This is a genomic window from Streptococcus hyointestinalis, assembly GCF_011039275.1.
GTDB classification, from domain to species: Bacteria; Bacillota; Bacilli; order Lactobacillales; family Streptococcaceae; genus Streptococcus; species Streptococcus hyointestinalis_A.
Map to the genome: position 1 here is coordinate 1,118,434 of NZ_JAAKGB010000001.1, position 12,503 is coordinate 1,130,936.

Here is a 12,503-nt window from a genome sequence, read left to right on the forward strand (position 1 = left end):
AACTAGTATAGCAGATTTTTGCCTTCTTGGCTACTATAAAAGTGGAGCGATAGTCTTGACAAGAGAACCAGCGATTTTCTGGTGCAAGGGACGCTTTTTCAACATCTCGACAGTCACCAATTCAGACTTTTCTTGGGTAGCAAGGAAGTCCGCATAGATGTCCTTGATGGCGTCCACTTTGTAGAGATAAGTCGCACACTCAAAGTGATGGTAGAGACTGCGATAATCAAGGTTAATCGTTCCCACCACAGCCTTGGTATGGTCACTGACAAAGACCTTGGCATGGACAAATCCTGGTGTGTACTGATAAATTTTGACCCCAGAGTTCATGAGCTGACGGTAGTAAGTCTTTGCTAAGTTGTAAGCCATGGGCTTATCTGGGATACCCGGCATGATGATACGGACATCTACACCCCGCTCAGCCGCAAAGCGAATAGCATGCTCAAGCTCGCTATCAAGGATAAGGTAAGGTGTCATGATGTAGACATATTGTCTGGCATGGTTCAAAATATCGATATAGACATTTTCGCCGACCTTGTCTCGGTCAAGTGGTGAGTCCGCATAAGGAATGACATAACCACTAGTGTCAGGCAAAGTCTCATGCTCAACCAGATAAGGCTCAACAATCAACTCACGCTCGGTAGTAGACCATAGCTGTAAAAAGATAACAAGGAAACTATCCACCGCATCCCCTTTTAGCTTGATAGCTGTGTCTTTCCAGTGTCCAAAGCGGTCAATAACATTGATATATTCGTCTGCAAGATTGACACCACCCGTATAGGCAACTTCACCATCAATAACAGCAATTTTGCGGTGATCACGGTAGTTATAGTAAGTGGATAAAAAAGGTGTTACTGGTGAGAAAGCCTTGGCTTTAATGCCTACTGCCTCTAGTCTCTTAGCGTAGTCGGTTGAGAGCTTGGTAATCTCGATCAAGCCGTCATACATGACACGCACCTCAACACCCTCAGCAACCTTTTGCTCAAGGATATTTAAAATCTCCCCCCACATCAGTCCCTCATCAATGATGAAAAACTCTAGGAAAATGTATTTTTCAGCTTTTAAGAGCTCTTTTTTAAAGTCCTCAAAGAAGTTTTCTCCCAACGGGAAATAAGTGACCTGCGTATTTTGATAGGCTGGAAAATCGCCACGGCATTTTTCAAAATAACGCACCAAATGGTAAGTGGTCGAAGCATTGCTCTTTAGAGCAGCTAAAATCTCAGGCTTTGTCTGTAAAAACTGTGCCGACTCCTCAGTCACAACATCAATTCGCCTCTGGAGTCCTCGATAACCAAGGTCAAGGCGTGTATAGAGAAGGAGAGCCGACCCTAAAAGCGGCGCTATCATAATCAAAATGAGCCATGTCACTCGTGATAGGGCGTCCATCTCCCCATTGATAAGGTAAAAAATGGCGACAAGTGACAAGAGACGTTCAATGACAAAGAACCATGTGCGGTACTGGTCTAGCCAAATATAAGCTTCTGCTAAAAAAATAATCTGTAATAACAGGAGCAAAATAATCAGTATCGATCGACTAAACAACATCCGTTTTAGTCCACGCTGTCCTTTTTTCAGCAGGTAAACGGGTTTTGATTGGGATTGACTTTGGGTTGCGATTGCTTTATCCTACCTTTCCATAAAAATGACATTTGTTCCATTATAGCATAAATAGCTAACCTTGTGAGTAAAATTGACCAAAAATTTACAGAAAGAGAGAAAGTCATGATAACTGAAAAAGCCAAGCTAGGCTTGACTTTCTCATACATTAGAAAAGTCCGATAGCTGTGCCGTCAGGAGCGACATCCATATTGAGCGCAGCTGGTTTTTTAGGTAGACCAGGCATGGTCATGACATCTCCTGTCAAAGCAACGATGAATCCAGCACCTGTTTTTGGCACAAACTCACGTATGGTGATGTCAAAGTCTGTTGGTGCTCCAAGCTGACTTGGATTGTCAGAGAAGCTGTACTGTGTTTTTGCCATACAAACCGGCAATTTATCCCAACCAAACTGGGCGAATTGTTTGAGTTGTGTTTTGGCTTTTGGACCAAAGGTCACTGCTTTTCCGCCGTAGATTTCTGTAACGATTTTAGTGATTTTAGTTTCCAAATCATCGCTATCGTCGTAGAGACGTGTGTAGTTCGCTGGATTTTCTTCGATGGTCTTGATAAGTGTTTTGGCAAGGTCAACGCCGCCATCTGCACCATCAGCCCAGACGCTAGCAAGCTCTACAGGGACATCAATTGAGCGGCAGAGTTCTTTCAAAGCATTGATTTCATCGGCTGTATCTGTAACAAATTCATTGATAGCTACAACTACTGGAATGCCATATTTGCGCATGTTTTGCACATGGCGTTCAAGATTGGCAAAACCGTCTTTGACAGCTTGGACATTTTCTTGAGTGAGGTCTGCCTTAGCCACACCACCGTGCATTTTGAGGGCACGAAGCGTTGCCACAACGACAATCGCATCTGGTGTTGTTGGTAGATTTGGAGTCTTGATATCCAAGAACTTCTCAGCACCAAGGTCAGCTCCAAATCCTGCCTCTGTAACGGTGTAGTCCGCTAAACGAAGAGCTGTTGTTGTCGCAAGAACAGAGTTACAGCCGTGAGCGATATTGGCAAATGGACCACCGTGAACAAGGGCAGGTGTACCATAGATGGTTTGGACAAGGTTTGGCTTGATAGCGTCTTTTAAGATAAGTGTCAAAGCGCCTTCTACTTGCAAATCCTTGACATAGACAGGTGTGCGGTCATAGCGATAGCCGATGACAATGTTGGCTAAGCGCTCTTTCAAGTCCTCAAGGTCAGTTGCCAAGCATAAGATTGCCATGATTTCAGACGCTACCGTAATATCAAAACCATCCTCACGTGGGATACCATTGACAGGGCTACCAAGACCAACGGTCACATGACGAAGCGCACGGTCGTTGAGGTCAACCACACGTTTCCAGATGATACGACGCTGATCAATGCCTAGCTCATTGCCTTGGTGGAGATGGTTGTCAATCAAGGCTGACAGAGCATTGTTTGCCGTTGTGATGGCGTGCATGTCCCCTGTAAAGTGGAGGTTGATGTCTTCCATAGGAAGGACTTGAGCGTAACCTCCTCCTGCTGCTCCGCCTTTAATCCCCATAACAGGACCAAGAGACGGTTCACGTAGAGCAATCATGGTTTTTTTGCCGATTTTATTGAGAGCGTCAGCAAGTCCGATGGACATGGTAGACTTTCCTTCGCCTGCTGGTGTTGGGTTGATAGCGGTCACAAGGATAAGCTTACCTGGTTTGTTGTTCTTAACTTCTTCGATTTTGTCAAATGATAATTTGGCTTTGTACTTGCCGTAAAGCTCCAAATCATCAAAGCCAATCCCTACTTGCTCAACCACTTCAGTGATCGGCTTTAAAGTCACACTTTGTGCAATTTCGATATCAGATTTCATTTGGCACCCCTCTTTTACGTTATAATAGTATTATAGCAAACATCTCTAAAAAACGCACGTTTTTAACACTTATTATTTTAATGTTCGTTATTTGGCGTAACTTCTCTTCCTTTTTGTGACCAAATGATTTTAACCTTTACGAATATCTTTTTTTTCGCTACAATAGGACTATGAACGTTTTAATTACTTCTGGCGGAACAACCGAAAAAATTGACCGTGTGCGTGGTATTACCAATCACGCTACAGGTAGACTTGGTAGTATCATGGCTAAGACCTTCTTAGACCAAGGACACCGTGTTACCTTGGTCACAACAGCGCAGGCAATCAAGCCGTCAGATCATGAAAATCTTACTATTTATCTTGTTTCTGATGTCGCTAGTCTCAAAGAGACACTTGAGCCGCTGGTCAAGACGCATGATGTCATCATTCATAGTATGGCAGTTTCTGACTACAGCCCTATTTATATGACAGATTTTGAAACCGCTCGCAATTCTAGCGACCTTGCTCTTTTCTTGAATCAAGAAAACACAGAAGCTAAAATCGCTTCAAGCAGCGACTATCAGGTGCTGTTTCTCAAGAAAACGCCCAAACTGATCTCGCATATCAAGCTTTGGAATCCAGACATTCTCCTTGTTGGCTTTAAGTTGTTGGTCGATGCACCAAAAGATGAGCTGTTTTCAGTTGCTAGAACCAGTCTCAAGCGTAACCAAGCAGACTACATCCTAGCCAATGACCTCGCTGAGATTGACTCTAAAGGCCATCATGCTTATCTCCTCACTGAGGATAATGCCTTTGAAGCAAACAGCAAGGAGGAGATTGCGCAGCTTATTTATCAGAAAGTGGTGACTCATGACTAAACAAAAAATTCTTTTAGCTGTTTCAGGCAGTATCTCCGCCTATAAGTCAGCTGACCTCGCCAATCAACTGACAAAAGCTGGCTACGATGTGCATGTCCTCATGACACAGGCTGCTAGTCAGTTTATCACACCCCTAACGCTACAAATCCTCTCGAAAAATACCGTTCATCTGGACGTCATGGAAGAGAGTGACCCCAAGGCGATTAACCACATCGAGCTGGCTAAGACCTGCGACCTCTTTTTACTAGCGCCAGCTTCAGCAAATACCCTCGCTCATCTAGCACACGGCTTTGCAGACAATATCGTAACCAGCACAGCCCTTGCGCTTCCCAAAGGCACCCCAAAACTCATGGCGCCTGCTATGAATACCAACATGTATGACAACCCTATCACCCAAGCCAATCTCTCTCTCCTCAAACAAGTTGGCTTTCAAGAGATTGAACCTCGTGAGAGTCTACTTGCTTGCGGAGATGTTGGACGTGGCGCACTGGCTAATCTGGACGTCATCATCCAAACTGTCAAGGACACACTACACACACTTTAGGAGTTTTTATGAAAAGAAAAAAATCATCAGACGTTGCTATTATCGCTATCTTTTTTGCCATTATGCTCGTTATTCATTTCCTCTCGAGCTTGGTCTTTAACCTCTGGCCAGTACCCATCAGACCGACCATCGTCCACATTCCTGTTATTATCGCCTCCATCATCTATGGTCCTCGCATTGGAGCGACCTTGGGTGGGCTTATGGGGCTTCTTAGCTTGATTGTCAATACTACAGTTCTCATGCCGTCGAGCTATCTCTTTTCACCTTTTGTAGAAAATGGAAACTTGGCTTCGCTTATCATCGCCTTTTTACCTCGGATACTCATCGGTATCTTTCCTTACTATATCGCCAAGTGGATTCATGGTAAATTTGGCTTGGCACTAGCTGGAGCTGTGGGTTCTGCGACCAATACTATCTTTGTCCTACTTGGGATTTACATTTTCTTTGGCAGTTTTTATGGCAATGACTTTAAAAATGTCCTTGCGGTTATCCTCTCTGCCAACTCTCTGGTTGAACTTATCATTTCCGTCATTTTGACAGTGGCGATTGTCCCTGTTTTAAAACGACGCTAGACAAAAAACTCATACTAAGTATGAGTTTTTTAATCTCTTCTAAAAATATCACGGGTGTAAACCTTGTCTTTGACGTCGTCTAGACTGCTGTCATATCGGTTGGCGATAATGGCTTGGCTACGCTGTTTGAAGGTTTCTAAGTCATTGACCACTTCGCTGCCAAAGAAGCGTGTGCCTTTTTCCAAGCTCGGCTCAAAGATGATGACCTTAACGCCCTTAGCCTTGATGCGCTTCATGACGCCTTGAATGGAGCTTTGGCGGAAATTGTCACTATTGCTTTTCATGGTCAAGCGATAAACCCCAACGACGATGTCTTCGGCCTGCTTCTCATCAAAACCTGCCAAGGCTAAGACTCGCTCAGCGATGAAATCTTTACGTGTGCGGTTGCTCTCAACGATGGCTGTCATCATGTTCTGTGGCACGTCAGAGTAATTGGCAAGGAGCTGCTTGGTGTCCTTCGGCAGGCAATAGCCGCCATAGCCAAAACTTGGGTTATTGTAGTGGCTACCAATCCGAGGGTCTAAGCCCACACCCTCGATAATCTGCTTAGTATCAAGCCCTCTGCTTTCTGCATAGGTGTCCAGCTCATTAAAGTAGGACACACGCAGAGCCAGATAAGTATTGGCAAAGAGCTTGACCGCTTCTGCCTCTGTAAAGCCCATGATGAGTGTTGGCGTGTCTGGGTCAAGAGATTCTGCTTTTAGAAGCTCCGCAAAAGCATGCGCTTGTTGCGTTAGCGCTGGGTCTGCTAAGTCTGTCCCTACAATGATACGGGATGGGTGCAGATTGTCCTCAAGAGCTTTGGATTCTCTGAGGAACTCTGGGCTAAAGAGGATACGGTTGGTCTGGTATTTGTCACGGACGTAGCTGGTATAGCCAACAGGGATGGTGGACTTGATGACCATGATGGCTGTGCTATTTACAGCGAGCACTTGCTCAATAACCGCTTCAACCGCTGACGTGTCAAAGAAATTTTTCTGGCTATCGTAGTTGGTTGGCGCTGCAATGACGACAAAATCCGCCTCACGATAAGCAGCCTGCGCATCCAGCGTCGCTGTCAAATGGAGTTCTCTAGTCGCAAAATACTCCTCAATCTTGTCATCTTGAATGGGTGAGAGACGCTGGTTAATCATCTCTACCTTTTCTGGGATGATGTCAACGGCAGTCACCTCGTGACTTTGCGATAATAACGTGGCTAGGGATAAGCCAACATAGCCTGTACCTGCAATTGCGATTTTCATTGTTGCCTCCTTGTATAATTAAGTCGAAGATTTTCGGTGAAACATGGCAAAAAGAGATGTTTTGAGGTCGGTTAATTCCCTTCTAAAGAGGAGAATCAATAAGACGATTGCCACGCATTGTGAGAGATACATGATACTGTCTCTTCCTATCACCATGAGAGCGACAGATTGGACGACTAAGATGAGATAAGCCAGGCAGTCACGCCAGAGTGCAATCTCAAAGGAGATGTACTTTTTCATCGTGTACAAGCGAATCACCCAAACAATAAAGTAAGACACCATGGTAGAGATAGCCGCCCCGATAACACCGATAGAGTAGACCAAAATCAGATTAAACACGATATTAGCGCCTGCTCCGATCAAGGTGGATACGCTGTAGATTTTAGAGTCTTTAGCCGCTGAGAAAATACCGCCCGCAAATCCTGAAATCGCTCCAAAGACATTAGCAATCAGTAAAAAGGGCACGTAAATCCAAGCTTCATAAAAAGCATTGGCATACAAAAAGGTCGCAAGCAGTTTGCTGATGGCAATTAAAATAGAACACAAGACCACAAGCATCATGTTGTAGTTGCTGTAGATTTTTTCAAAAAAGACAGTGTCCTCTTTTTTATCAAACGATTTGACAGAAGACAGCACCCACGCTTGATTAAAGATATTGGCGAAAATATTTAAAATAGAGGGAATCTTGTAGCCGACAGAGTAGACACCGTTGGCTGCCACGCCACAAAAAGCAATGACGATGTAGCGGTCTGCGGCATTGTTGAGCCACCAACCTAAGGAATTTAAAATCAGCGGATGGCTATAAGCGATAATCTCTCGCTCTAAGCCTTTATTTTGCCGTCTGGTCGGTCGAATCTGATAGCGATGAATCTTATAGATAAGGTAGACACTCGGCAGCAAAGTTCCCAAGATATTTGCCCAAAAATAGCCAATCAAGCTTCCTTTGATGACGACTAAAAATAAAATATTAAACACAAGAATGGCTACTGTGTTTAAAACAGACGCCACTGACAAAACAGCGACCTTGTCAATTCCTCTAATAAAAGAAGTCAATAGCTGGTAGAGCGCTGTGGTGAGATAGAGCAAGATAAAATAGAAAGCATATTCATTTAATAAAGGATAGACGTTGAAAATAGCATTCAGCAGACAAGCTGCTACTAAGACTAAAAAGCCAATACCTGTCACCTTCAAGCCAATAGAATAGATAATGCTCTCGTCCTGATCCTTATCCAGCGCAAATCGCAGCACTCCCTCTGACACATTCAAGGTCAAAATCGGGATCAACAGAGCAATCGAGGTGTAAAATAAGTCATAAGTCCCATAGTCTGCTGTAGTGAGCACACTCGTGTAGAGCGGTACCAGCAAAAAGACGAGGATTTTAGAGCCAAAGTTACTGAGTGTCAGTAAGCCGATGTTTTTAAATAAATAGAGATAGTTTTTTTTCACTTTCGCCTCCATCCTCTACAAACGCTCATAAAGGGACAGGACAGCATTGGCATTTGCGGTATCTGAAAAAGTCTGCCCTGCCTTTTTCTGCCCTGCTTTAGCAATTGTCTGCGCTTGCTCTAGATTTTCAACGACGGCTAGCAAAATGGCACTCAGCTCGTCTGCATTTCCCGGAGTGTAGAGATAGCCAGTCTTGCCATCATCGATAATTTCTTTTGTGCCGCCAGAGTTAGTTCCAATCACTAGACTACCTGAGAGCATGCCCTCAACAGTAATGCGTCCAAAGGCTTCTTTTTTAGAGCAGACACAAAGGACATCTGCCTTTTCAAAAAAAGCTTTCGTATCTTTTTGAAAGCCATGAAAATGGACGTTGTCGAGATGATACTTGTCTTTGATGGACATAAGCTCATCAAAATACTCTTGACTTTCAACGGTGCCAATCATGTCACAGGCAAATCTGTTGCGAACCTTTTCTGGCAAGGAAGCAAGGGCTAAAAGCAAATCCTTCTGCCCCTTGCCTGGCATGATACGCCCCGATGACAACAGCTGAATGGGCTCAGCTGTGAACGGCGTCTTATCGATAAAGTAATCCTCAATAGAGACGCCATTATAGATAACCTCGTGGTGATTAACAGCAAAAGCAGAGGAAAACTTGTCATCAATTGCCTTGGAAATGGCAATGGTAGCGTCAGCTTGATTGACAAGAGCTACTGCTTTATCGGGATAACAAAACTCTATTCCCAAGTCCTCTTCCATAAATTCACGCATGTGCCAGACCAGCTTGATGTTTTCTTTTTTGGCAACCTCAGCCCCCACAAAGGACGTCAAGGTGTTCATATGAATGATATCAATCTGATACTCTCGAGCGAGCTGTGCGATTTTTTGGACAGCCAGTCTATTGACTGCTTTTCGGAGCGGGTATTTGAGTCGATACTCCAGGTCCTTTTTGTCTGCTATATTTTTCATCCAGACATTCCAGCTGCATTGTTTAACGACATGATAGGAAATGTTTTCTTCTCGTAGCTTCTCCTCTATAGGACCATGTTCTGTCAAAATAACGAGGACATTGTGACCTGCTTTTTGCACCAAGGAGACTAACTTGACCAATGAATGACTCGCTCCCGAAGACAAATCGGAAACCGAGGAAAAATACATAATATTGTGTTTCATAATACCTCTAAACCTATCCAAATATCATCTCTCATCGCCTCTTATCAGCATCAAAGACACTATAAGGACAACGTAAAACAGATATAATACAACATAATTGGCAGTAAAATCGATGGTTAAGCTGGTCCATAAACTGCCAATGACTAACAGTAGCACTAAGCGAGAAAACGGACTCCTAGCCCTTATCACCTGCACTAAAAGGCCAATCAGTGAAAGAACAAGCAAGACCAGCCCTACTATCCCAGCTTCAACCAGCACTATGGTAATGGTGGAGTCCGCTGTGCTGTAGCCAGAAAAGTAAGAATAGGTCCTCAAGTAATCTGAAATGCCCCCAAACCCAGAACCAAAGATAGCCCTCACACTGCTGACATCAAAATATTGCCCCCAATTCTGCAAAGTTCCAAAGCGCTGACCAAGCGATCCGTCAGATAAACCATAGGAAAATAGAGACGTGAAGCGCTGGGTGATATAGTTCAAGAGAAATTGAAAGACGTTAAACACCACAGAAAAGACAAGCAAACAGACAAAAACAATCATCCCTTTGATAAGTTTTCCCTGTTCTATTCTTACCTTGGGTGTGTAAACCAGCCAATTGATAAGCAGTACAAAAAGAAGGGCAATCCAGACAATACGAGACTGGCATAAGAATATAGCGATTATCAGCAAAAAACGATACAAAAGACTAAGCCATTTACGCCTATAAGGCAACACCAACTCCAAAATAAACCCTAAAAGAAGCACATACGAAAAATAGGTATAATGCAAAAAGATAGAGCTGGTATAGTAAAATAAGGCGTTATTCATGGTGATCATCCACTCAACGGCGTCGATTTTGACAAAGTAAACCATGTAGTTAAAGTGAATCAGATACTCAATAACACCATATATCGCCGTCAGACCAATAAAATTGCGAAACTGCTTGAGAAGATTTATCCTAGCTTGCCTTTCTTTGGGCGTCAAAACAGCCACAATGACAGGAAGACAGATAAAGCGGATGACAATCCCCATGATATTTTGACCATTCAATAAAGTAATGGTCAGATAATAAAAGATAAACAATAGTATGGGAATATCATCCTTAGACAGTATGACTTTTCGCTGAGAAATCGAGAAATATATTAGTGCTAGCACAAAAGTTGCTATAATCAGCGCATTGATATTTTGCCCCAAGTACAACACTGCCATTAAAAGGAGCCAAAACGGTAGCATGATATTGGTCATCAGCTTTTTGAATAACAAAGCATCTCTCCACTTCTTTTAATCTTCTCGTAAAAGCCCCTCAAACTGTTGGCAAGAGTGCCTCCAGTGTAGTGATTTTACAGTCTGGTAGGCTGCTTCTTGGAGGTTTTGGAGTCTTTCTGGCTCCTCTATCAGAGAAACCACTGCCCCTTCGATGTCCTCTAAGCTCTCAACGATAACAGCGTTGTTGGGATTTCCCAGCTCAGATAGAGCGCCTCGATTTCTGCCGATGACGGCACATTTATTAGCCATTGCCTCGACAATAGGCAGCCCCCAAGACTCAATATCACTGGTAAACAGATAGATATCGGACTGGCGATACATGTCTAAAATCACCGAACGCTCTGGATTGACCGCAACACGATAAGCTTCTGGTAATTTTTCTGGAATCCGACGCCCAAAGATATTGACCTCTAGATTGGGATACTTCGCTTTCAAGCGCTTGATAATGGCTAAGCCGTCTTGAGTGCGTTTGTGCTCGCTCTCATGGTACATCATCACAAGACTTGGTGACTTTTCTTGTGGCTTGTCGCCTATGATATACTCCTCATCAGATAGCCCATTGTAGACCACATCAATGGGCTTTGAGGTAAACTGTGCCAGTGTTTCTTTTAGACCATTGGTGACCGTAATCAAATGCAGGGGTAAGTCATAGGACGCTTCCACCTGTTCTTTATCCCCGTTAAAAATCTCGTAATCTTGGATAAAATAGAATTTTCGTCCCTTTTGAGCTGAAAAACGAGCGACATCATAGGCTGTTTGCCAAGCCGTCGCAATGGTGACATCCGCCTTTCGTATAAACTTGTCATTGATATAAGGAACTAACTTCAGCGAAAACTTCTGGTCAAACCACTGCTCTTTTTTAATGGTATTGCCTAAAGACGCCTTGAGACGATACAGCGCAGACTGTCCCTTTCCCTTATAGCTAATCATCGGCACATAACAGACAACGTCGTGCCCCTGCTCAACGAGGTAATTGGCGTAAATATAAACCACCCGAATGCCACCGGTCATTCGCTTAAAAGGGAGTATAATATTAATCTTCACACTGACCTCCTATATAAAGAGCAGCTCACCAATGACCTGCACCTTGCCTTGCTTGAGATAGCCGTACTTGGTGACTTGGTACATTCTGGACAGCTTATTTTTCTGCGGAATAGCGATAAAGCGCTCTAAAATCGCCTTGGACTTGGTGTCTAGCTGGTTGACATAAACCTTGTAAAAGGCTTCTGCTTGTTTAAAGGACAGGGTTAGGGTCTGCTTGACGTGGGCATTGCCCAGCAAGCGCTTGACAATAAAGCCAAGTGTGTTGACCTTAGTCGCTCCGACAACGTTATTGCCATGTTGGCGGTATTTTATAGTAGGCTTATCTAGAGCGATGATGTCGCCGAAACTAGCTGCAACGAGCGTTATCCACCAGTCGTGCATAGCGACAGCGTCACTATCGAGGTTGAGCTTTTCATTCAGGGCTTTGTTCCAAAACATGGTACAGCCTGTGACGTTATTCTGCACCAGTAAGTGGGCTAGGTCTGTGACCGAAGCGTCTAAGGCACGGTAATCAAAAAAGGACTCCCCTAGCTGACTGAGATTGTGATCCACAATCTCTAAATCCGTATGCACAAGGACAGGGTTGGTGTGGTAATTTGGAGCTGACATCAGCGTTCTGAGACTGTCCTCAACCTTGGTGTCATACCAAAAATCATCCTGATCCGCAAACATGAAATAATCAAAATCATAGTGAGTGCTGACCCACTTGTGAATGGCTGAAAAGTTTTTCTCTGAACTGCCACCCACCACACTGCTGTCTGTGATGACTTCAATTTCAGGGTATTTCTCGGCATACTCGGCTAATATCCCAGGCGTTTGATCGCTAGACTTATCATCGTGGATAAACAAGGTCCAGTCACGATTGGTCTGCGAAAGTATCGAGTCGAGCTGCTCTTTGATATAATTTTCCCCATTGTAGGTTGCCATCATAATTGCAATCTTTGTCATGAT

Annotated in this window: 11 protein-coding genes; 3 read left to right on the top strand and 8 right to left on the bottom strand. The window is 43.9% G+C overall.

The window, feature by feature from the left end:
- Positions 1–33: 33 nt before the first annotated feature.
- Positions 34–1,617, bottom strand: a complete 1,584-nt coding sequence (cls, locus tag G5B60_RS05360; RefSeq protein ID WP_241154553.1) for a cardiolipin synthase — start codon at positions 1,615–1,617, stop codon at positions 34–36.
- Between the two features lie 148 nt (positions 1,618–1,765).
- Positions 1,766–3,436, bottom strand: coding sequence for a formate--tetrahydrofolate ligase (locus tag G5B60_RS05365; RefSeq protein ID WP_115269544.1), 1,671 nt, complete (start codon positions 3,434–3,436; stop codon positions 1,766–1,768).
- A 170-nt stretch (positions 3,437–3,606) separates the two neighbouring features.
- On the opposite strand from G5B60_RS05365, the gene G5B60_RS05370 reads away from it, so the two are divergent.
- Genes G5B60_RS05370 through G5B60_RS05380 form a run of 3 tightly spaced genes read left to right on the top strand, consistent with a single transcriptional unit; the run spans position 3,607 to position 5,409 of the window.
- Positions 3,607–4,293: a phosphopantothenate--cysteine ligase gene (locus G5B60_RS05370; protein ID WP_164683040.1), complete on the top strand. Its 687-nt coding sequence runs from the start codon at positions 3,607–3,609 to the stop codon at positions 4,291–4,293.
- Entirely contained in the window at positions 4,286–4,837 is a 552-nt protein-coding gene (coaC, locus tag G5B60_RS05375; protein WP_164683041.1) for a phosphopantothenoylcysteine decarboxylase, read from the top strand. The genes G5B60_RS05370 and coaC overlap by 8 nt, the downstream gene beginning before the upstream one ends.
- An 8-nt stretch (positions 4,838–4,845) precedes the next feature.
- Positions 4,846–5,409 (top strand): ECF transporter S component, encoded by a 564-nt coding sequence (locus G5B60_RS05380; protein WP_164683042.1) that lies wholly within the window; start codon positions 4,846–4,848, stop codon positions 5,407–5,409.
- Between the two features lie 29 nt (positions 5,410–5,438).
- Here G5B60_RS05380 and G5B60_RS05385 read toward each other — a convergent pair whose 3' ends face one another.
- Genes G5B60_RS05385 through G5B60_RS05410 form a run of 6 tightly spaced genes read right to left on the bottom strand, consistent with a single transcriptional unit; the run spans position 5,439 to position 12,500 of the window.
- On the bottom strand, positions 5,439–6,650 hold the full coding sequence (locus tag G5B60_RS05385; protein WP_164683043.1) for a nucleotide sugar dehydrogenase: 1,212 nt from the start codon (positions 6,648–6,650) through the stop codon (positions 5,439–5,441).
- Positions 6,651–6,668: 18 nt separating this feature from the next.
- On the bottom strand, positions 6,669–8,096 hold the full coding sequence (locus G5B60_RS05390; protein ID WP_164683044.1) for an oligosaccharide flippase family protein: 1,428 nt from the start codon (positions 8,094–8,096) through the stop codon (positions 6,669–6,671).
- Between the two features lie 15 nt (positions 8,097–8,111).
- On the bottom strand, positions 8,112–9,266 hold the full coding sequence (locus G5B60_RS05395; protein WP_164683045.1) for a glycosyltransferase family 4 protein: 1,155 nt from the start codon (positions 9,264–9,266) through the stop codon (positions 8,112–8,114).
- Positions 9,267–9,290: 24 nt separating this feature from the next.
- Entirely contained in the window at positions 9,291–10,505 is a 1,215-nt protein-coding gene (locus tag G5B60_RS05400; protein ID WP_241154507.1) for an O-antigen ligase family protein, read from the bottom strand.
- A gap of 18 nt (positions 10,506–10,523) precedes the next feature.
- Positions 10,524–11,552, bottom strand: a complete 1,029-nt coding sequence (locus G5B60_RS05405) for a glycosyltransferase family 4 protein (protein ID WP_164683046.1) — start codon at positions 11,550–11,552, stop codon at positions 10,524–10,526.
- Positions 11,553–11,561: 9 nt separating this feature from the next.
- Positions 11,562–12,500 (bottom strand): glycosyltransferase family 2 protein, encoded by a 939-nt coding sequence (locus tag G5B60_RS05410; RefSeq protein ID WP_164683047.1) that lies wholly within the window; start codon positions 12,498–12,500, stop codon positions 11,562–11,564.
- Positions 12,501–12,503: the final 3 nt, after the last annotated feature.